We start from the raw sequence: 23,129 nt of genomic DNA, 5'->3' as shown, positions 1-23,129 counted from the left end.
TATTTTTGTGTTTTGATTATATATTTTAATACTTTTTACTATTAATACTACTATGTATATAAATAGTAGTATAGAGCATATTAAAAGTAAATAAACAGTGTAGCCTTCATATTTTCTATTAAATAAAATGATATCTAAATTATAAAGTTTATAATATTTAATTAATAACGAAAAGAAATATATAGGTAGTGAAATTGAAAGACAAATAATAATATATTTATTAAAGCTTTTCATACTTTTGATGTAATTTATATAATTTGTTTCTTTGTACGTATAAGAAGTAACCCTTTCTCCTGATTTTTTTAAATCTGTAATTTCTTTTAATTGTTCCTTTTTATTTAAAATAAATGAATAAAGGAGTGTAAACAGGGATATGCAAAAACCAAAAACGACGATTGCAAAATTTGAAATATCGGATAATAAATTGTTGTAAAAGTCCATATTTAATGCTGAATACTTTGTTTTGTAAACTCTGTTATTATAGAGTTTAAGTTTTTCATTATGAAATCCTTTTCAAATATTTTATCTAAATCATTTTCATTAAATTCAATTTGACTATTTAAAATTTCTTCGATAGTTTGAGAAAGTTTATTGAAATCATTTTTTTGTTCTTCTGTAATACGTATTTCTCTATTATTTTTAAAAACTTTAAAGACTCTTTTATTGAAATTATTTCGCTAGAATCTTTTGTTGGGTCATCATATACAAAAAATTTCCATTGAAAAACAAACTTAGATGAATCTCTACCATATATTTGGGGTAGGGCTAAAAGGTAGTTAGTATCACTTCCTACTTTGTGATTTTTCTGTAAGTTTATTTTTTCATATAATTCAACAAATCCATCTATTAAATTTGTATTATAAGCTGTTGTTTTTATTAATAGTGTAGGAATTTCTTCATAGTTTTCTTCAAAATATTCAATTGCGGAAATTTGAGTTTCTTTAACTTTATTTATTTTAGGTTGTCTTATGGTAGGTTTACTTTCATTAAAACTATCAATTTTCTTTTTGAGATTATTTATCATAGAGAAATAAGAAAGGTCATCATATAAGCCTGTTTCTCTTTCAATAATTTCAGATGAAAATATGGGAATCCTAATCTTATGTTTTTTTATATTTTCTTCCATTGTATTAGTTTTTAAAGAATTAATAATCTCAAATATACATAATTAGAAATTTATTTTAGCAAATGGAAAATTACCTCAAATATTAATTAATTCTTTTCTTATTGATCTTGAATTTATTTGATAAAGTTAATAACATTCAGTTAAATCTTACATTTTCAGTTATTTTAGATATATGCAATTACGATATGCTTCTGTTTTTCATATATTGTGTGTGATGACTTGAAGAATTGTTCAATTGATTTTTTTCTATACATTTATATCCGTCATTTTCAAGATATTATCATGGAATTTTTAAAATTTCCCATTATACTTTGTTATTGAGATTTAAATATTGTTGTTTTAAATTATATAATTGCTTTTTCTTGACAAACTTATATAAGTAATACGACAAAAGGTGTCGTGTTTTATTTTATTTACTGAATGATTGCTGAAAACTCTTATCAACTTATCATCATGCGCGTATTGACTCAAGTAATTCCGATTACTATATGATTACAAGATTTAACATAAAAAAATATATTTATGCTGTATAAAATTATATTTTATATTTGTTTGTTAAATTTTAAAAATTACAATTATGAAAAAATTATTTACTGTAGCAATGCTTATAGTTGGTACAATGTCTGTATATGCTTCATATACGTTCCCCTTTAGAACCTCATGTGGAAGAGTGGTACAGGTAGAAACAAATTCAAGTGTTTCTAACAGTGCTTTAGAACTCATACTTTCCCAAATTAATTACGTTCAATGTGGCGTATATCCACAAAAAATCACTATTTTTTACTAACTAAATGATTTAAAGCAACTTAAAATTAGGTAGCTTTTTTAAGGCTATGAAAATAATAATGATTTTTACTTTAATATTTGCTTCTATAATATGCAAATCTCAAAAAAGCTTTTCGACAGAATATGAAGCCAGATATACTTTAGATTATAAATTAATAAAAAGCGAAAAAGAGCCACGCTTAACAACATTCATTTTACTTATGAATAATAAAGAGTCTTATTTCAAAAGCATGAATGTTTATGTTGGTGATTCTTTAATGTACTATAAAAAAATAAAAGAGAATGAAAACTCTCTTAATAATTTAAAATACACTAGTGAGTACCCTGAAAATATCGGCACTACTTTAGGAAAAATATATGTCACGTCTCCTATATCAGAAGGATTTGCAGCATATGAAGAGTCTAATAATATAAACTGGAAATTGGTTAATGAATTCAAAACCATTGGAAATGCCAAATGTCAGAAAGCAATTACTACCAAATACGGAAGAAGCTGGATCGCCTATTTTAATCCTAAAATTCCATTAAATTTTGGACCTTATAAATTTAATAAACTTCCTGGTCTTATCGTAGAACTGTACGACGATAAAGATGAATTCCACTATAAATTGTATAAATTCAAAAAAAGAAAAGGACTTTGCTCTTTTGCAAATTCTTATAAATTAAAAAAAACAGTTAAAAAAGAAAAGGTTTATATGTGGCGAAAGAACATGATTCTTGATATGAGTGCTTATAAAAGTATAGTGAAGGAAGATCCTGAAACTCTTCGAGAATCGGAAAGAAAGTTAAGAAAGCTTTATGATGATTATAATACTATAGAACTTAGTCCTAATTAATTTTAATACATCCTTCAAGGTATTAGGAATTGAAAATTTGTAGAGATAATTCAATTGTATAGCATATGCTTATTAGTGTCTAAATAAAACCCTGTAAATCAATAATTTACAGGGTTTTCTGTGGAGTTGGAGGGACTAGGTTTTTAAATCTGTTAAAATCTTGATTAATTTATAAATGCTTTGTACAAAGGCTTTTTAAGATTGTTTAATTAAGTTGAATTTATTGAAATTAAACTATATTTGAATTTTATGGGTACAACTTTGGGTACAACTTTGAATTTTAATCATTTTTTATTATGGCATCAGTAAGTTTTTTTATTAGAGGAAAAGTAGTAGATAAAGAAAGTACAATTTGGGCGAAGTTTAGAGATAAGGATATTGACTTACGTGTTCCAGTTCCGTATCTGAGTTGTAAGCCTAAAGAATGGAAAGATGGGAGGTGCAAAATGCCGTCTAAAAAAATGCATAAAGATGATGCTGAAACTATAAACACTCGTCTTTCACAGTTAGAAGCTAATATTATTTCAAGTTATACGGAAGATAATCCAGAAATCGATTTAAAAGAATGGCTGAAGTCAATTATAGAACCTACAGCTTTAAAAGCCGAAGATAATAACTATTCGGATGATGTTGTTACTTTTATTGATACTTATATATCTTTAAAAAAAGATAGTGTTACTGAATCGACTATTAAGAAAGCTAATGTTGTTAAGCAATTAATGATAAGATATATAGCGGATAGAAAAATCAGTAAGAAAACATTTAGAGGATTAAAGTTTAAAGATTTAGATAATTCTTTTAGAATTGATTTTGAAGATTATTGTAATAGAGAGAGTTATAAGATTTCAACTACATATCGAAACCTTAAATTCTTAAAAATGATTTGTAAGGTTGCAGGTTCTTTTGATATTGAAGTTCATAAGCATGCGGAATTATGGAAATTTGAAGTTGAAAAAGCGACAAAGCATATCCCAAAATCAATTTACTTAACTTTTGATGAGTTGGATAAAATAGAACATAAAGAAATGCCATATGATTATTTAGATAATGCAAAGGATTGGTTACTTATATCATGTTATACTGGACAGCGTGTAAGTGATTATATGAGGTTTAACTCTTCTATGATTGTGGAAGATAGTGAGGGACAGAAATACATTGAATTTACGCAACAAAAGACTAATGCTAAAATGCAAATTCCTTTATTAAAAAAGGTTCAGGATATTTTAGCAAAACGAAACGGAGAGTTTCCACGAAAAATATCGGATGTAAAACTAAATCTTTATATCAAAGATGTATGTGAGATTGCTGAAATAGATGAAATTGTATACAATGGTAGAACGGAGACGATAGAAAAAGATGGGAAGAATATTACTCGCAAAGTTTTTGGTAATTTTCCTAAACATAAACTTGTTACATCTCATATAGGAAGAAAAAGTTTTGCTACTAACTTTTATGAGAAAATTCCTACTACTTATTTGCTTAATTTTACAGGACACACAACTGAAAAACAGCTATTGGCATATATTAACAAGACAGAAGTAGAAAAAGCAAAGTCAACTGCAAAAATCTTTAATAGGTTGGGTTATTAATATGATAGATTATAAAGGTATATTAAACAAACAAGGAACAGCATTAGATTTCATCATTTACGTAGTAGCATCAGATGCTCCACAAACAGATGACACAATACATGGATTTTTCTTTCAAAAATGGACTAGAAGAGTTCACACTCCCTTTTTTATTACTAATGAGGAAATACAAAATAATATTCATCAATATTATTCAAAATATAATATTACAGATGATAATAAGCGTAAAATTTTAAACCGTGTCAGTCTTGATAGATTAATCTATTATGCAAATGAGTTAGTTTTTGAAAAAATAGAAAATGCGGATTTTACCGACAATTATTTTGAATATATTGATTCATTTATTGATATTACAAAATATATTACTGTCAATGATCGAGTTGATTTTGATTCAATAGAATTTATAGAAGAAATATACAGTAAGAAAGAAATAGAAGAAATTTTAGATAATATTAATTTTTTTCTTTCGGAATATGATAATTATAATGAGGATACGGAAGAATTTGAGAGGTTAAATGCAAATGCGAAAAAACTTACTTTATCCAATTTAAATGAGTATTTTGAGGAGTATGTAAGTCTCAGATTATTACTTCCAAATATTTTCATTAGCTATTATGCATCATTAGTAAATTTCCTATCAACCAAAGAACTATATAATATACATAAGTTTGTTAAAGAAGTAGAAGCAAATATTAATTCTCCTATTATTAATAACGTTTCAAGCAAAGTAAAATATTTGGAGACTTTAATTTCAGAGAATGAAAAGTTATTATTTAAACATTCATTTGTAGTACCACAGCTAAGTGTTTTTTTTGAAAATTCAAAGCCAATTCCGATGGTTTATGAATCATTATGGGATTATTTAAATATTCATTCCCATACAGAACTATTAACGCATTTTTATTTAAATGGGATTAATCCTTACGTTTACAAAGAATTTGATTCTGAACATTCATTATATGGAATGAAACTAAAATATTTAAATCATTTACTATTTGGTGAAAGAAAAAGCAGTAATGATGATTTGGACGATGAATTTAATCGATTTGCTGACGTTAAAAGTAATTTTGCAATCTTTTTGAAAAGAAAAAACTTTAATGTTGATGAAATAAGAATAATAATGAATGCCTTATCAGAAAATAGATATAGTGAATTTGGTATTAAGTATCTGAATTTAAGTAGAGATATTTATTTTTTCCGCTTTTGTTACTTTTTTTATGTTTTTGATTATTTTGAGGAAATAGAAGGAAATGAATTAAATACAATTATATCTTTTGAAGATGTTGTAAACTTCAATAGAAATAACAAGCGTGAAAATAAACAACAATATCATAAAAACTATATTAATATTAATAATCCAGATAGTAAAGATTATCCATTTGCTACAAAAAAAACGGATTTGTTCCTGTCAGAAATCGAATCAACTTTGGGAATTCGTAGGGAAAAATTAAAACCAATTCCCGAAATAAAAATAAATTAAAATATTTATTACTGAAAATCAGCAGGTTAAATAAAAATCACTAAAAAATATTTTCCCTATAAAATCCCTATTTTCCCTGGTATTGGCTTTGTTACTTATATTTTAAATAAATAAAATAAGATATAATGAACTCAGCCATTCAATTAATGCAAATCGATTTAGATTCTTTTGGTCAATTCATACAGAAGTTAGTTCGAGAAGAATTAGAAAAGTACAACAATGTTAATCAAGGTCAAGAAAACGAGAAGCAATTTTATACTCGTGAAGAAACAGCAAAACTCTTAAATGTTAGCCTAACAACATTATTTCACTGGAATAATGATGGGACTTTAAAAAATACCAAAATAGGGAAAAGAGTTTATTATTCTAGAAATGAGGTTTTAACACGTTTAAATCCTTAAAACATCTTTTGACAGTTGCTTTATTAGTAAGGTATAGTTCTCAAAACTGTTTCTAATCAATCTGTCAATCTAAAGCAAATATCTAATTGCAATTGGGCTTGGATCTCATAAAAGCCTAAAAATTAACTAAAATTTTAAAGTATTATAAACCCTCAAATAATATAGCAAACAAGCTGTATGAGCTATCGCTATACCCTTATTTTAAATGAATCACTATGAAACATAATCATTTTAAAAATACAACAAATACAATTATCAATATTTGCAAAGCTGTAACATCTAGAAATATTATTTACTCTGTAAAAGATTTAAAAGAATTTATAGACTTAGTAAAATCAGATGATAAGCCCGAAAATACAGCTATTAAGAATTTAAGAGTACTTAAGACTAAAAGTCCTGAACTAAAAAAAATAAAATTAACTCAAATCTCTTGTGCAATACTTCATTTCAACTATGCTAACAATAAGATGATAAGTAAAAACACTAAAAACCCTACAGGCTATTTATTTTTTGATATTGATAATAATGCTTCAGACATATTAAAACAGCAATTAGACAAGAATAAATATATAGCAGCGTATTGGAAAAGTGTTTCTAATACTGGATTTGGGTTAGCGGTTAGAGTTTCTGGAATTACTCCTTCTAATTATCTTGATGCTTGTAAGTATATTCGGGGGATATTAAATCTCCCAATAGATGAAAAAGCACATTCAGTAGACAGATTGACAGTTCTTTCTTATGATCCAGATGCAGTGTATAAAGCTACATCTACGATAATTGACATTTATTCTCTAAATTTTGAAAATGTAATTTCCAATGAAAGTTCTAAAAATCGAAAACAATCTATACAGCCACTTTTCCGTAACACTATCAATAAAGATAAATCTTTATTAGGTATACACTGTGACGGAAAAATAACAATAAGATATAATAATCTTGATGAAGTAACTGAAGATATGGAGTTTCATTATAATAATGGTATTCACGATTGTGGAAAAAATAAAGTAGAATATACAATTGCTTATATGCCTAAAAATGTGAAAAAAGGAAACCGTGAAAGAACCTTGGGATTATATGCTAAAAACTTATTATATCTCAATCCCGATATGACGAAAGAATTGTTACACAAAATAATATCAAATGCTAATATAAGAAACCTTTTAGAACCATTAGGATACAATGAATTACAAACTATTGTATCTAAGGCATATCATAATCAAGATAAATTTAAACCTATTTGTAAAAAGACTAAAAGATTTTTCTTTGAAAATGTTACCCTTACTCCTATTGAGAAGACTTTAAAGTTCCTGCCAATTCTTAATGAAGAAAAAAGACAAAAAACACAGGAAAAGAAAAATATGATTTCAGAAATATTCTGTAGCTGGGACTGTCATAAGGATGGTAAAATAACTCCTAAAAAAGTGCTAGAGCTTGGAGATGGAATCTTGAAGAAAACGATGGTTTATAATTATTTTAAAAGTAATATAAATGACATTCCGAATTGCAATTGATCATTAAAACAAATATTAAGACGTAAAGATTTTATATTTTTACGAAAAGATGAATTATCGAATTTAAACTAAATAACTATGGAACAAATTAAACAACAGATTAAAGACTTCAAGGCTGTTTTAGAATCAGGTATTGATATTGAAATGTTTATAAGTGTATTAAAGTCTACAAATTTAGGACCTGCTAAGAAAGGTGGTCCGTATGTAAATGCGTTAGATTCATTAGGGTGGGTAGAACTTTATAAATCAACAAGTATAGATATTTCTGAAATGCAATTACTAATACTTTTTGACTACATGGTAAAATATCATAAAAAATATTTTTGCAAGTTTAATAATATCTATGCTGTTTTTCAAGAACTTCATTATGAAAAAATTTCTTTAAATTTATTTGAGTTGGAAAGTATCATTTATTATTCAATGACTTTATGATAAATCGAGTTTTTCATCCTATTGGTCAGGGTGCTTTCTATTCAGAAAATCATATTGGATTTAATATTGTTTATGATTGCGGAAGTTCTGGAAAAAAGCGAATTGCTGAAAATGTTGTAAAGCAAAGCTTTTTACCCAATGCTACTATTGATATTCTTTTTATATCACATTTTGATTCTGATCATGTGAATAGGATTCCAGTTCTTACAAATAATTTTAAAATTAAAAATGTTATCCTCCCTTTATTGCACCCAGAGGATAAAGTGTTATTAATTAATATTTATAAAGCTCTAGGAAGAACAGATGTTGCTACTTTAATTGAAACTCCTGAAGATATTTTCGGAAATGATACAAATATTGTATATGTAGATATTTCTGAAACTGATAAAGAAATTAATGAAGGATCAATAAATATCGAAAATCTTACAAATGGACAGATTATTCGAAGTTTAACAGAGTTATTAGCAGTTGATTATGATTGGATGTTTGTACCTTATAATTATCTTCATTATGAAAGGAATTTGAAATTGAAAAATTTGTTTTTACAGTATGATTTAGATATTGATAGAGTTAAAACGGATTTGGGTTATGCATTATATCATAGGAATGATATAAAAAAAGTTTATAAAAAATTGAATGGAGGCATAAATGAGAATTCTATGTTTGTTTATTCAGGATCGATTGGTGATAATCATTCATTTTATACATGGCATTTATTGGATGAGAATGGTAGAGTAGGATGTATATATTCAGGGGATGCAGATTTTAACAGAGTTAATATTAGAAATGTTTTTGCTAGATATTGGGATAAAGTTGGTACTATTCAAGTTCCCCATCATGGGGATGTTAAGTGTTATAATGATTTATTTTTTGATGGAAGGAGTTATTTTTGCCCCATTTCTGTAGGTGAAAATGGTTATGGACATCCATCTTCTGCTGTAATACAATCTATTTTAAGTAACAATTCTATTCCTATTTTAGTAACTGAAAAGAATTCTTCAACATTTAGACAGTATATAGCTAAAAGAAATTAGAATTATAATTTAACACTTGAATCAAGTTTTTAATTATGAAAAAAATAGATACACGTACATTATGTGATATTTTAGAAAAGGCACAAAGTAGAATTATTAATATCACTGATAGTGATATTATTATAGATGAATTACTCAATATTGATATGGGAGTTAGGTCATTCTATTTTAAAAACTGTCAGATTAGTGGTCATAGAATAGATTTTTTTATTGAAAACGAGACTGAGATTACAAATTTGGCGGGATCGATTAAATCTTTTCAATCAATATCTTTTGAAGATTGTAAAATATCAGCTGACATATTTATAAAAGATTGTACATTAAACTCTATATCGCTTCATGATGTTGAAATTACTTCTAATTATTTTCATATTACTACTGCAACTGTAAAGAATATATCCATCAAAGGTAAGCCAGACTATCCCAATATTATAAATTCTCTGATTATAAATAATATAACTGGTGAAAATTCTCGCCTATATTTTACTCTAAATAACATTTCATATCTGAATATTAAGGATTCATCTTTTGATAAAGTTTTTATGAATGGAAACCAAATTGATAGGTTATTTATTGATAATTTTAATTGTCTAATAAGTTTTGAATTTTGGAAAAATAAATTAAAGCAAGCTTCAAAAATTAAAAAAGCTACCATAAATGAATTTATAGGTCAAAATACGATCTATGGAAGCGAATTAAAATTTGAACAAGTTACATTTAAAGATGTCTGTCGTTTGGAACAAATACCTAAGACAAATAATAGTACCTTGATTTTTAAAGAATGTTCCTTTGAAAAAAGTGCCTATTTCGATAATAGTAGCCTATATCTACTTTCTATTAATGCAACATTCTTTAAAGATATAGTATCATTTAATTCAACAACGGTAGATAGAGTTGTTTTCAAAAGTGTTCATTTTGATAAAATTGCTTTTTTTAATGAATTTAAAATATTGTTGGAAAATTTGATTGATGTTGGTACAATTAGGATAATAAAAAATCAACTTTATAAAACTGAAAATAAAATAGATTATCTTCATTATAATGTTGTTGAACAAAATCTTTTATTGAAAGATAAAAGTTTAAATATTAACGATAAGGTTCTTTTAAAACTTAATAAAAAGTCAAATAATTTTGGTAGTAGTTGGTTGAAAGCTATATGGTTTACTTTAATAGTAAGCTTAATTGGTTTTTTTACTTTATTACTTATTAATACATTTTTAAATGGTAGTGGCTACAAGTATGAAATTAATCCTACTTCAAAATGGTTATCATTTCAAGAAATATTAAAAGAATGGTTAAGATTTACATTCTCTTTTGACTTAAGAAGCTATCATAATTATGAATCAAATGGATTTCTCCTATTTGTTTTTTTCTTTTTCAAAATTTTTATAGGTTATGGAGTTTATCAGACTATCGCAGCTTTTAGAAAACACAGTAAATAATAATTATAAACTAATAAATTTAAATAAAATTGGCAACAACATATGTCCCTGAAAAATTAAGGGAAATTAAAATAAAATTAGATAATGGTGAAAAGGTAGATCCAATCAGTGTAAGAGATTTCTTGTATTGGTTTTGGAGGTCTCAAAGAAGAGGTTGGTATGTTGTTAAGGCTATAAAAAATGCATTAGCAAATCAAGAACTAGAAACTTTTCCTGATTTTAATAGTATATATATTGGCTCATTGATTGAGTTTAGAAAAATTAAAATACCAAATGATGAAAGAGAGTTACATGGATTAATAGAAAATAAACCAGAGAATATTGCTGATAAGGCAATTGACGAGGTTTTAAATTTTGATGATCCAACGTATAGAGTCTCAAGATTGGAGGCTGCAAATAAAGAGCTAATTTTTGTAAAACCAGATAGCGAGCTAGCAGAAGCTATTACTCTAATGATGGCGAATGACTTTTCGCAATTGCCAGTTATGCAAAGTAAAAGAGATCTGAAAGGTGTTATAAGTTGGCGTTCTATAGGGCAAAAATTATCCGTAGGGAGAACATCTTTAGTAGCTAGAGATTTGATGGAGCCTAACTTTCAACTAATTTCTGATGAGACTTCACTTTTTAAAGCTTTACCCTTGATTATTGAGCATGATTATATTTTGGTGCGAAATAAGAATAAAGAAATCTGTGGAATAGTTACGGCTAGTGATTTAAGTTTACAATTTAAACAATTAACTGAGCCCTTTTTATTAGTTGGAGAAATTGAGAATCATATTAGACAAATCCTAATAAAACTCGAAAAAGACGAACTCGAAAAGGGAAAGGATTCTAAAGATGAACATAGAAAAATAGAAACAGTAGCTGATCTAACTTTTGGAGAATATATGAGACTATGTGAGAACCCAGATATTTGGATTAAACTAGATTTACCAATCGATAGAAAAACATTTTGTTCGGAAATGAATAAAATTCGTGATATTCGAAATAATATTATGCATTTTGATCCTGATGGTCTAGAATATGAGAATACTGAAACATTAAGAAATTTTGTTAGGTTATTACAAACTCTTCGAGATCTAAAAGTTTTTTAATTAATAATTTATATATTAATTTTTAGGAATAATTTTTGATTAGTAAACGAGATTATAAAATTTATATCTTTGTAATTCAAATTTTATCGATAACGAAAAAGCGTTAATTATTATTCTAACTGTAGGAATCTGGTAAATTCAAAAATAAGGTTTAGAATAAGTAAGTTGAACGCTCACGTCCTTTATAATTATTGGGCGTGGGTTTCGCTTATTTATACCTTATGGCTTACCAGAGCCCCTACAGTTAAATAAGAGTTACGAGCCTACGTCCTTTTCTATTATAATACGCAATAACAATATCACATCAGGCTCGGGTGAATCTAAAATTCATCTTATGAAAAAACTATTATTTACAATTGGTTTAGTATTGCCAACACTATTTTTTGCACAACAAACAGACAAATGCGATTTACCTGAGGGTTATCAGGAACCCAAACCTGAAAAAAGACTACAATCAAGTTTAAAAAGAGTTAATGCAACTATTAATGATCTTAGAAAACATATTGCAGTTGAAAATGATTGTGATGAGAAAGATGTTGTTTTTCTTAGAATTTCTGAACAATTGGGTAATGGAATGTATTCAGCCTGTGTCGCAGGAAAGCCTATGAAATATAAAAGAATGGGAAGTGTATTTATGAGGGCAAATGAAAATCCTTTTGATACCTCAAGCTCTATAAAATAAAATATGAAAAGATTATTTATAATAGTAGGGGTATTTTTTAGTTCCTATTTTTCATCTCAAGTCTATCATGATAAAATTACATTTTCTTATGGTTATAATGTAATTGAAATTATTGAAAATGGAAAACATATTAAATATATTAAAAAACCTACTGTATGCACCTTTAATACTGGAACTAATAAGTCAAAGGTAGTTTGTACAAATGAACTTTTTAGTAAAACATATATTAATATCGATGATGATTTATTTGATGATTCTCAAAAAATAAAATTTCCTAAAAAGTCTATCAAATTTTATGATTATAAAATTGTAGATGATGAAAATTATTATCTCTTAAAATTGTGCACGGATAGGGCAATATTATTGGATATTCATGGTACAGGTTACGTTTTTTACGATTATAATAAAATGAATAAGAACTGACACAAAGTAGCTCTATCAATCGATAATGTAAATAATTTCTGATTCTATTACAATGAAGATTCAGAAATTATTTTTTGAACAATTATCTAATACTAAATGATGGATGTCTTAGAGGATTAATTTCATTTTTAAAATCATTTAGGTTAACCTTTATTTTCAAAAAGTCTAATTGCAAACCAATTTGTATATCTTCCGAACTAATGATGAAAAATTTTTTGTTATTTTGGTTGATTATTTCGTTTATATTTCTTTTAGTTCCCCTATATTCTTGAAAATTATTAGAAAGTTCATGGGTATATTCTTCAGAGATAAAATTATTAAAATAAATTTGAGACTCACAATTAATAAACTGTAATCCATTTAACTGATGTATTGTATCAATAGATTCTGTTGAACAACAATTAACATCATCTCCTAAATCATATACCTTTGGATCATATAAACAAATCATAAGCCTAGGATGAATTGGATAGAAAATTTGTAAGCCTTTTGCTACTAAACCTGTAGCTCCAATATAATTGCCAGCCTGTTCCATCAATTGATTATAAAAAATGATAGGAGAATCAGATGTAATAAATGGAAGTAAAGAAAGATTAACTATAAATTTAAAATCAAGATAATCTAATAGCTTCTCATGTTCGATGGAATGCAATAATCCAAGTAATACAGGATTTTCATGTTGTAAAGTAGCATCTTTTAGGCTTTCCCATAATTCTGGTTTAAATTCTTTAACAAAAGCTTTTAGCCCTTTGTTTAAACTTTCCATTATATTTTCACCAGAATTTGGAGTTCGAAAGGCTTGATACAACATGAATCTTTTTATCAATTTAAATCCATTGCTTTCAATTGGAGGAGGAATTAATACTTTTTCCTCTGTCCAGTAGTAAAACATTTTTGCAACGTTACCTTCAATGTGAGCTAAAGCATTTTCTATTTCATCATCTTCTCCATACAGAAAATTTCCATAAGCTTGATTTTTCAATGCAGCATTAGGTATAAATTTTTTATTATTGAGATTGTATAACCCTAAAAACTTACCCCCATTATTAATGGAGAATCTTTTTAAATAAAAACGAGGGATATAATGATGTCTTTTTTTCTTTACCATTAATTATTTGTAAAATCATGATCAAAAGCATTTCTAGATAAGTACAACATAAATTTTTGTAATAAATCATCCGAATATGGTGATTTATAGTGTTTTATTCTTTGTATGTTAAAATCTAATAGTTTGCCTTTTTTGGAAAGACAGTTTTCATTATTTAGTTTGTAACCTGAAAAAGTAGAACCATAAAAAATGGAATTCTTTAATATATTTTTGTTTACAATTCTTATTTTATTAAAGGTTTTTATTCCATCTGCATAATCTAAAAATTCTTTATGCAGATCCTTATATCTTTTTTTCCAAGATTCTTGAATGGTTGTTGATAAATTAACTGTTTCAGCTAGATTGATTTTTGCCTTTCCGTCTTTATTAAAAACTGTCAAATCTAAGGGGGATAAGCTTACAGATTGAAATGTTGAAAATCTTGCAATTTTCACTTGATCAGCTGGTAAAGATATGTCTTCTACTAATTCCATAGTAGCAAGCTGTCCTTTATGATATTTGTAAAAATCTTCTTTTTTTAAAGTTTCTAGCTCTACTAATAGCCCAAGATTATATTTTCTGTCCCTAGCCCCATTTTTGCGTAAAGCTATATTACATGGTTGAACTAATAAAATATATTCTTTATCCTGTATCTTGAAAATATCTCCATTTGATATGGGATAATGTAATTCGTTTTGAATATCATTTTGAATATAAAGTTCTTTCAATCTTAATTCAATAATTTGTTTTTTTTCAAAAGGAGTTTCTCCTCCTGTTTTTATTTTTTCAACTTGTCTGATTTTAGCAAGACTTTGATTTATTTTGGTTCTATGAGAATTAGAAATAAGTCCTTTTAGTGCCTTATTTGTTGTTATTATATTGGCAATTCTTATTAATGTTGCCATTTCCCAAACACCTTCTACTACTGAACTTTTTTGAATAATATGATTAAATGATTCAGGAGTTAAATTATTAATTTCTTGAATTGATTTAGTAAAAGAAGATTTTAACAGTTTTGAAGTTTCTTTCTTTAATAATTCAACTTCGTTAATTAACATTGTATTACGTATGCCTTCTGCCAATCCTGGTAAATATGAATCACTTTGAAATCTTTTCTTTGAAATAGTGTAGAATTTTTCTTTTTGCAAATCATGCGTTTTACAATATTCACTTCTTTTTTCATATTCTTCATTAATACTAAATAAATGGGAAAAAATACCACAGTATATATAGTTGCTAATTGTATCATCCTGAAGTAACTCAACAGCTAAATCTCTACCATCCCGATGATCATCTAGCGGAGCATGTGAAAATTCAATATCAAATAGAAATAGAATTTTTGAATCTGCATTTAAAGATTGTATTATCACATCTTTATTTGTAACCCACTCTGTGGGGGACAATAAATCTATTTTATCTCTTAAGACAGTTTTTAGGCTTAACGGAGCAACTGAATTTTCTAATTCTTCAGTATTGTTTTCAAAGGTCAAAATTTTTAAATATAGTTCTCTCCTTTCTTCGTCATTTTTATTGTCCCATAAACTTTTCACTTCGTTTTCAAAAACTTGTTCAGGTAAATCCCAATTTACAAAATCTAGTTCTTCAGGCTTATTCTCATAATGAAATTTTAGTTTACCTATATAAGCTTCCTTCAATTCATTAATTGAACATCTATCATCAACATAAATAATCTTTTGAACATTTAGCTGAGCCATAAAGTCTAATATTGCTGTTTTAGCTTGAGCTTCTGTTCTAGGATCTATTGTGTTTTTAGCCTCTTTTTTTAATGCTTCGTTTTCAGTGGTTATTATTTTTTCATCCATTTGTTAAAATGATGTTTGAGAAGTTAATTGCAAAAATGTATTTTCTTTGATCTTCATTTCGGGTTGGCTCTAATGCAATTGTACATCCCGAAGAGTCTAATAATTGTTGAACTATGAATAAACCTAAACCTCTTCCTTCACCCTTAGGTTTTGTTGTTACAAATGGTTCAAATAGTTGGTATTCTATGGCAGTGGGAATACCATATCCATTATCATATAAGTAAATCCATGGTGATTCTATTTTGATGGTGATTGATGGGTTGAATTTTGATTCCCTTTTTTTTCTTTCTTTTAACCAGTATTCTGAATTATTTAGGAGGTTATCAATAATTTGAACTAATTTGCCTTTATTTACTGTAATTGAGAAATCATCTTCTTTGATTATATTAAGCTCAATACTAAGCTTGTCAAATCTGTTTTTATAATATTCTTTTTCCTCATTAAAAAAATCAGAAATATAGAAGCTAGATTTTCTTTCTCTATTATATTTTAAAGTAGGGTCAAGATGTTTTAATTGTATTTTTAATCCATTTACAATTGAGTTTATATATTCAATAAAAACATAAATATCTGAGTCATTTAATTTTTTGCCGTGCATTTTGGCGGAGTAGAAAGAAGCCTTTTCAGCTAATCGATCTGCAATTGAAGCAAATTCATGACTTACAGATTCGGCAGTTAATCCTAAACCTGCTAATTCTGAAAAATTGGTTAATTGTTCTTCTAGAATTTGAATTTTAGGCTCAAGTATATCAATAACCTCATTTAAATTTTCTGTTTTTGTTATTACTTTTTCAAGCTTTTCTAGAAGACTTTGAATTGATTTTAATTCGTTAAGTAGGGCATCTACCTTCTCAGCTGTTTCTTTTTCTGAATCAGTGGAAAAAAGAGGATTGGTTTTAACAGATTTAACAATTTTGTCTGAATCTATAATTGCTTTCTCCACAGTAATAACTGAATCTCTAAATTCTGTTTTAACTTCTTCTGTTTTAGATTTAGTTTCTTTAAGCTGATTAAATGCCTCTTTGACAGTTTTTATACCACTATTTTGGGTTTTATACGTTTTAAGAAACTCAAGATAAGTTCTACGAATATTTTCCTGATAACGATTAATTTCATCACGAATGAAGAATGCTAATGTGAAAAAATTACGAGAATATGGATTTGAGACTAAACCCTCTCTATCAGTTTTATCCTTTAGTTCACTATTTTTTCCTTCATCAATCGCAAAATAACCTAATACATTAGCTGGTCTTAGTGGATAATAAGAATTTCCGTAAGTCTGAGATTCTCTTAGGCGTAGCCAATCATCGCCATCAATACCAAAAGGCTTGACGGCGAATCCGTTTCTAAACAATTTAATTCCAGTTTGATTTTGAGCAAACTCTCTGTAATTGGAAAGACTTCCGAAAATATCTTTTAAATTCTCATCTGAGGACATCCAATTATCATAAGAAAACTCATCAATGATACCATTAAATGAGCCTGGATTGGCTCTTTCACCATCAAAAATTTCTAAACCTCCAATGTCTCGATTAATATCAAATACCTTTTCAAACTCCATAAAAAAAGGAGCTGTAGATATATTGATATCAGGATACTTATTTTGAAGAAATTCGTGGAACTTTTTACCATTATCTATTTCTAAATAATTTTTAAAGTCGTCTCTACTATTTCCTATAAATTTGGATAATTTTGTTTTCCCTTTGATTTCTAATTTATTTCCGTTAAAATCAAAGGCAAAATGAGAAATAGCAAAATCCCTTAGTTGTTCATTTGATTTATCCAGATCTATAGTAGTTCCATTAATTTTTAAATATACCTCAAAAGGTCTATTTTCCTTATATGGAGAAATGATTTGTAAAACTTGCCCCTTAAACTTTTCTAAGTTTTTACCTTCCCAAACTTCTGTATGGTTAAGGTTAGAGAGAACCAGTTTGGTTCCACTTTTTGTTTTAGGTAAAAATAATTCAGATTGTACTCTAACTTCACTTAAAGTTTTTTGCTTTTCAAAATCAGCCCAATCAAATGCGATATGTGTACCGTGTGCCTTTATTTTGTTTGTGAAAATTTCGCAAATGCTTGCTATTCTTTGTGTACTTAGTCTCCCAAGTCCTTTATCTCCTAATGGTGTGCGTCCTTTAGGGGTAACTTTTTTATTTTCCTTTAATTGACGTTTTTGCGAATAGGAAATTACAAGCCATGATTTTAAAATGGTACCCTTACTCATTCCAAAACCATCATCTTCAACGACAATAAATCCATTGTGATTAGGATAGAAAAGTTTTTCCTTTATATATTGACCAGAAGTGTTGATTTCAATTGAAACGTAACTAGCATCGGCATCATAAGAATTTTTGATTAACTCTAATAATGCTGTTATTTCGTCTGAAACAAGTTGTTCTCCTAATTGTTTAACTATATGAGGAGTTATATCAAAATGATGTTTTCTTTTAGCCATTAACTTGTTTTTTTGAAAATTATAATTTTCTCCTTACTCATCATATTTGAGAAGTTATTTCTTCCTGGCATTCTTTTGCTTAAAATCTCTCTTTCTAAATCTGTAAATAAATCAATACCTTTCGAACTAAATAATTCTTTAAGAATGAGATCATTTTGAACGATTTGTTTATTGACATTTCTATTTCCAATTGTCCATACTAAAAAAGAATCTTTTCTCATTTTTGGAAGCATCTTATCGATACTATTGTCTAAGTCATATATAAATCGAGTAACTTTCTCAGCTTTTTTTCGTTCATTATTGTCGAATTGATTTATGAATTTTTTAAGTGTTTTGGACTTTTTAAAAACTACTTCTTCAATATCTTTTAAATTTTCTTTTATTTGACCACCTAAACTTTTATTATCTATTGATTGAGCAGTTTGTAAATAATCAATTTCAATTGAGTTATCAATGTCTCCAATTGGTATCCATTGTAGAGGTAGATAAGAAAATTGACCATAAGTAACAGTTGTCTGATTATCTCCATAGGGTGGCGAGGTAACCAACAAATTAAAAGTCTTTTTTGTTTTAATTCCAATATTAGTATCTCCCCAAATTACATCAGCATTTTTAGCATATTTATTTTTCTTTATATGTCCATTACTTACCAAGACTGAAATATAATCACTTATGTTTTTTATATTTTTTTTCGTGATGGAAGTAAAGGTCTTTAATGCAGAAATTTGTCGTGATCTAATTTCTTCTATTGGTCGCATATGCATCTTAAATGTAGATGTTCTGTCATTGCTAGTTAGTCGAATTGTTTCAGCTAATCCTACCCAAAAGAATTTTCTTATTTTCAAAGAAGGTTCATTGTGGATTGCTCTATATATTTTTGACAGTTCTATTTGGATGTCTTTTGTAAACCATTTGTCAATATTAATAAATGAAATTTCAATAATTGTTGAAGCGTCAGAATCAATTCTATTAATAAGGCTTTCAGCAGCATCTATAAGTTCTTCAGCCTGGTAAAAAGTTGTTTTAACTTGACTTAACAAAATGGATAAGGGATTTATGTCTTGCCCAAATACATTCATGCCATATTTCATTCCTGTAACAAGAGTATTTGAGGCTCCCATAAAAGGATCTAATAAAGAAACATTCTTATTTAGAGCTTCTGAAAGCTTTTCTATAATTGGCTCTTGAACAGATGGAACCATCATAGCAGGATAATTCAGTATGCTTCTAGCAAAGTCATTCCTAGAATAGTTTTCACCATTTAGTGTTTTTGAACTTATAGCCTTTAAATTTTGTTTAATATTTTTAATACTCTTGTTCACTTTATCGGATTTTAAAATTCCTTTTTCATATAAAATTCTATTTCTAACTTTTTAGTTATTAAATAGCTTAATCTGCAAAGATATGAACAAAATGTAACAACTTACTTACTTATCTAAATGTTAGTTGTGATCCTACTCATACAATGTATTGAAATTCTAAATTGATTATTTTAATTGTAAATATAAATATTTCCTTTTATAGAGAATTTATAGAATTAAGTATTTATTTTTATAAACAGATACTAAATATGTGAGTATTTAATTCTTGATATACCAAGTTTACTACTTATGATTATTAATTTATTTGAACTCAAAAGAAATATTTGTAATGTACAACTAAATCAAAACGATAGTTATTTGTTATCGTATCCTCATTTTATAGATTATTTTAAGCAAAAAAATAAGCTTAGAAAGAAAGATCTTATTTGTGGGGTTTTTATGGTTTATGGATGGATGCCAACTATTCTAAAAAGAAATGATTGTAATTATGAGATTATAGAGATATTGAATTTTGTTAAAAATAATAATGATGTATTGTCTGAAGATAATCTTAGAAAACTTTTACCATTTGCCAATAAATCAATGGTAGGATTGTCAAAATTATTACACTTTATTAATCCCGAAGTGTATCCGATCTGGGATAGAAAAATATGTAAATATTTTTATTCGACTAGTCATAATTATCAGATACAAAATGTTTCTAACTATTTGAAATATACAAATGCAATTCATAAAGCTCTAGAACTAGAATTACCTCAAGAGTTTAATTTAATTAAGAAACAATTAAATTATAATATTTCTAATATTAGATTGATTGAAATAAGTATTTTCTATACAGTTTAATGTTTCAGCAATATGTATTGTAGATGACTATAATATTTTGTGATAAATAATTTTAAATGAAAAATAACTAATTTAATGACTTAAAAGTATTTTATTTTTTATTTTCTGTTTTTCCAAATGCAGACTGTTTTATTAAAAATTTAGAATTGACATTAGGAAGTAAACTATAATCAATGTTTTTAAATAGTCCATATTTTTCAGCTAAAGGTTTAAATTTTATCTGCCCATTAAAATGTATGCAATTATAAAAAAGTAAAATTTGTTCAGCACTTGACAGCTGAGCTCTAATCAAAGAAATATAAAATTTTTTGTCAATATCAGGTGTATTATGTACTAACTTAATGATATGATAAAGTGTACGAAAATAATGACCTAAATTATTTCGATTATGGAAGTATAATTTGTGATACGCTTTAGTAATATGCTCTTCTCCAACATTTAATTTGCTAAATAATAATTCTCTTTTTCCCGTTGGAATGTTAGGTTGTAATTTTATATTTTCTGCTGTAATAATTTCTTGTAAGTATCCATTAAACTTACTTCTCAATATTGGGAAAATATTTCTTCCTTTAGTTAGATTTAATCCATCGTCATATTCAAGATTGTCAATAAGTGAATGAAATAAATTTAACATTTGAAAAAATGTATTTTCAAAATTTTGGATGTGAATTGAATTAGTTTGCTTTTTAAGTTCCTCTCTTTGAGTATTTAAATCTTTTCTTTGCAATAATATTGTCACAATAAGTCCTATAAAAGATAATCCAGTAAAAAGTGCATTGGCAAATCCAAACATATCTCCAAAAGTTCCTCTTTTACCTTCATCAGCATATAAGCCAATTACTATTGTCATACCCATTGTTAAGATTAGAACTAAAGAGGAAATAGCTATAAACACTATGAAATTTCCACTTTCCTTATTGGATTCTTTATTTTTTTTCATTTGGTTAATAATTTTGGCAAATATATAGAAAGAAAGCTTTGTGACTAGACCTATTGACTTTTTAGAATTGTTGAGTAATAATTTATTTCAATGTTAGATTTATTTATAAATTATTTGAGTGAAAAAATGTAATGGTGAGTCCTCAACCACAAAAATACTCCCACTAAAGCTATCTAAAAAATCAAATAATCGTTTATAGTAGAATTTACGACAATTTAACACCAAAAAATATAATGGGTGTAGGGATGATACTATCTATATATAAAGTGGATGCCCTAAGCAAAGAGTTTTTATGTACCCCCTCCCAAACTGTCACACCTTTTCTCAAAAGTAAGTTTTATTTTATTTGGTTTTTGTGGATCTGTTTTTATTTTCCACTTACTCTTTTGTACTGCTGATACTCTTCAAACTGCATATCTTATTATAAGCTTTTATGACAGTTTTTTGTTGATGTGGTTTGTGGTTGAAATATTTAAAAAACTTTAATTTTAAAATTAAAATCTCTGTCAATTGGCATGAATATTGACTTTATTACTATGTCAAAGAACTGTTTCAAGTTCTTTTTTCTACATAGATTCTCACAATAACATATAAAAAATGCCTAAAGTGCTACGAACACGATAGGCAACATCAATAAATTTTAATTACACTAAAAATTATCGACATGACAAATTTACAAAATTGTCTTGATACTGTTAGTATCTATGTTTTTACGTACGCAAAGTACAACAATGGGAGCCTTTATGGAAAATGGTTTAATCTTTCAAATTATTCAAATTATGACGAACTATTAGAAGCAATGAAAGAACTTCATAAGGATGAACACGATCCTGAGTTTATGTTACAGGATTACGAAAACTGTTCATTCTTTGAAAAACTTGGATTAATAGGAGAAAGTTATTTGTCAAATGGCATATTTGAAATAGCTAAGCAAATAAATGATTCTAGCTATAATATTGAAGTTTTTGAAGCTTATGTAGATTGTATTGGAAAAATAGATTTTCAAAGTATTTACGATGGAATAATGAACTATTATATGGGTGAATATTCAGACAATGAAATATTTGCTCAATATATATTAGAAGAAAATATTCCAGAAAGTCTGCCTGACTTTATTTATATTGATTGGGAAAGTACATCAAGAAATTTAATGTATGATTATTTTGAATCGAACGGACATTATTTTAAATCATAGTATATTTGTAATATTATAAACCCTTTGTATGCTTTAAAATTCAAATAGGTTTTATTAAATTCAAACAGATTTAAAAAGTACATTTCAAAAATTCGGGTACAACTTTGGGTACAAAAACAAAAAAGAGAAAATGTAATTGTTTAAAATTCAATAATTTACAAATTCTCTTTAGCTCAAAAAGTGGAGTTGGAGGGATTCGAACCCTCGTCCAAACAAGCAATACATAAGCTTTCTACATGCTTATTCTGCTATTGGTTTTCGACTGAATGCAGAGAGCAGACACCCAACATTCAGCTTATCTTCTGAGGTTTTCGAGCTTTAGCCGAAGCATCTAAAGCCTTATTTCCGCATTCCTATATCCCAGGATCAAACGCCGCAGAACAGAGCATTTGTGGAATATCTTGCTTCCCTACTAAAGTCTTCGGGAAAACGCTTGATCTACTATACTTCGATATTAAGCTGCAAGAGCGAACTCTTCGTTGCCAGTTAAAATTGTGTAGCAAGGGATTATAGAGATCGCGCTACGGTTCTCTGCATGCTTACTTACCCATTGGTCTTGCTGTCGAAACCAGTCAACCCCATGAATAGAGTATGCAAAAATAAGGCTTTTTATTCAAATATAATT

At 27.2% G+C, this 23,129-nt stretch carries 19 protein-coding genes and 1 other RNA gene; 13 read left to right on the top strand and 7 right to left on the bottom strand.

The features are described 5' to 3' along the window. Window positions 1-559 precede the first annotated feature (559 nt). Entirely contained in the window at window positions 560-1,126 is a 567-nt protein-coding gene (locus U9K52_RS14885; RefSeq protein ID WP_322927181.1) for a hypothetical protein, read from the bottom strand. A gap of 833 nt (window positions 1,127-1,959) precedes the next feature. Between U9K52_RS14885 and U9K52_RS14880 the strand changes: the two genes are divergently transcribed. From U9K52_RS14880 to U9K52_RS14830, 11 genes are all read left to right on the top strand, one after another. Further along, window positions 1,960-2,748 carry a GLPGLI family protein gene (locus U9K52_RS14880; protein WP_322927180.1) on the top strand — a complete coding sequence of 263 codons (789 nt, stop codon included), beginning with the start codon at window positions 1,960-1,962 and terminating at the stop codon, window positions 2,746-2,748. 296 nt (window positions 2,749-3,044) lie between these two features. Beyond that, window positions 3,045-4,337: a phage integrase SAM-like domain-containing protein gene (locus tag U9K52_RS14875; RefSeq protein WP_322927179.1), complete on the top strand. Its 1,293-nt coding sequence runs from the start codon at window positions 3,045-3,047 to the stop codon at window positions 4,335-4,337. Between the two features lies 1 nt (window position 4,338). Then, window positions 4,339-5,817 carry a hypothetical protein gene (locus U9K52_RS14870; protein ID WP_322927178.1) on the top strand — a complete coding sequence of 493 codons (1,479 nt, stop codon included), beginning with the start codon at window positions 4,339-4,341 and terminating at the stop codon, window positions 5,815-5,817. A gap of 125 nt (window positions 5,818-5,942) precedes the next feature. Then, window positions 5,943-6,218: a helix-turn-helix domain-containing protein gene (locus U9K52_RS14865; RefSeq protein WP_310405419.1), complete on the top strand. Its 276-nt coding sequence runs from the start codon at window positions 5,943-5,945 to the stop codon at window positions 6,216-6,218. Window positions 6,219-6,433: 215 nt separating this feature from the next. Next, on the top strand, window positions 6,434-7,729 hold the full coding sequence (locus tag U9K52_RS14860; protein WP_322927177.1) for a BT4734/BF3469 family protein: 1,296 nt from the start codon (window positions 6,434-6,436) through the stop codon (window positions 7,727-7,729). A gap of 78 nt (window positions 7,730-7,807) precedes the next feature. Further along, the gene (locus tag U9K52_RS14855) at window positions 7,808-8,161 is read left to right on the top strand and encodes a hypothetical protein (protein WP_322927176.1); all 354 of its coding nucleotides are present in this window, start codon (window positions 7,808-7,810) and stop codon (window positions 8,159-8,161) included. Then, window positions 8,158-9,195, top strand: coding sequence for an MBL fold metallo-hydrolase (locus U9K52_RS14850; RefSeq protein WP_322927175.1), 1,038 nt, complete (start codon window positions 8,158-8,160; stop codon window positions 9,193-9,195). Before U9K52_RS14855 ends, U9K52_RS14850 begins: the two co-directional genes overlap by 4 nt. A 35-nt stretch (window positions 9,196-9,230) precedes the next feature. Further along, entirely contained in the window at window positions 9,231-10,637 is a 1,407-nt protein-coding gene (locus tag U9K52_RS14845) for a hypothetical protein (RefSeq protein ID WP_322927173.1), read from the top strand. 29 nt (window positions 10,638-10,666) lie between these two features. Further along, window positions 10,667-11,731, top strand: a complete 1,065-nt coding sequence (locus U9K52_RS14840) for a CBS domain-containing protein (RefSeq protein WP_322927172.1) — start codon at window positions 10,667-10,669, stop codon at window positions 11,729-11,731. Between the two features lie 334 nt (window positions 11,732-12,065). Then, window positions 12,066-12,413 (top strand): hypothetical protein, encoded by a 348-nt coding sequence (locus tag U9K52_RS14835; RefSeq protein ID WP_322927171.1) that lies wholly within the window; start codon window positions 12,066-12,068, stop codon window positions 12,411-12,413. A gap of 3 nt (window positions 12,414-12,416) precedes the next feature. Further along, entirely contained in the window at window positions 12,417-12,836 is a 420-nt protein-coding gene (locus U9K52_RS14830) for a hypothetical protein (RefSeq protein ID WP_322927170.1), read from the top strand. Between the two features lie 82 nt (window positions 12,837-12,918). On the opposite strand, the gene U9K52_RS14825 is transcribed toward U9K52_RS14830, so the two are convergent. From U9K52_RS14825 to U9K52_RS14810, 4 genes are read right to left on the bottom strand one after another with little or no spacing between them, the layout of a single operon-like run. Further along, window positions 12,919-13,944 (bottom strand): DUF4238 domain-containing protein, encoded by a 1,026-nt coding sequence (locus U9K52_RS14825; protein ID WP_322927169.1) that lies wholly within the window; start codon window positions 13,942-13,944, stop codon window positions 12,919-12,921. Then, complete coding sequence (locus U9K52_RS14820; protein WP_322927168.1) at window positions 13,944-15,746, bottom strand: hypothetical protein; 1,803 nt, start codon at window positions 15,744-15,746, stop codon at window positions 13,944-13,946. The genes U9K52_RS14825 and U9K52_RS14820 overlap by 1 nt, the downstream gene beginning before the upstream one ends. Next, complete coding sequence (locus U9K52_RS14815; RefSeq protein ID WP_322927167.1) at window positions 15,739-18,204, bottom strand: ATP-binding protein; 2,466 nt, start codon at window positions 18,202-18,204, stop codon at window positions 15,739-15,741. Before U9K52_RS14815 ends, U9K52_RS14820 begins: the two co-directional genes overlap by 8 nt. Continuing rightward, window positions 18,204-19,526, bottom strand: coding sequence for a hypothetical protein (locus U9K52_RS14810; RefSeq protein WP_322927166.1), 1,323 nt, complete (start codon window positions 19,524-19,526; stop codon window positions 18,204-18,206). Before U9K52_RS14810 ends, U9K52_RS14815 begins: the two co-directional genes overlap by 1 nt. Before the next feature lie 288 nt (window positions 19,527-19,814). Between U9K52_RS14810 and U9K52_RS14805 the strand changes: the two genes are divergently transcribed. After that, window positions 19,815-20,369 carry a hypothetical protein gene (locus U9K52_RS14805; RefSeq protein ID WP_322927165.1) on the top strand — a complete coding sequence of 185 codons (555 nt, stop codon included), beginning with the start codon at window positions 19,815-19,817 and terminating at the stop codon, window positions 20,367-20,369. 91 nt (window positions 20,370-20,460) lie between these two features. On the opposite strand, the gene U9K52_RS14800 is transcribed toward U9K52_RS14805, so the two are convergent. Continuing rightward, complete coding sequence (locus U9K52_RS14800) at window positions 20,461-21,309, bottom strand: putative phage abortive infection protein (RefSeq protein WP_322927164.1); 849 nt, start codon at window positions 21,307-21,309, stop codon at window positions 20,461-20,463. 664 nt (window positions 21,310-21,973) lie between these two features. On the opposite strand from U9K52_RS14800, the gene U9K52_RS14795 reads away from it, so the two are divergent. Further along, window positions 21,974-22,504, top strand: coding sequence for an antirestriction protein ArdA (locus U9K52_RS14795; protein ID WP_322927163.1), 531 nt, complete (start codon window positions 21,974-21,976; stop codon window positions 22,502-22,504). Between the two features lie 178 nt (window positions 22,505-22,682). Here the strand turns inward: U9K52_RS14795 and ssrA are convergent. Beyond that, window positions 22,683-23,084: a transfer-messenger RNA gene (gene ssrA / locus U9K52_RS14790) on the bottom strand. Window positions 23,085-23,129: the final 45 nt, after the last annotated feature.

The sequence above is a fragment of the Chryseobacterium sp. MHB01 genome (assembly GCF_034651565.1).
Taxonomy (GTDB): Bacteria; Bacteroidota; Bacteroidia; order Flavobacteriales; family Weeksellaceae; genus Chryseobacterium; species Chryseobacterium nepalense.
This window is presented reverse-complemented; position numbering and strand designations above follow the sequence as displayed.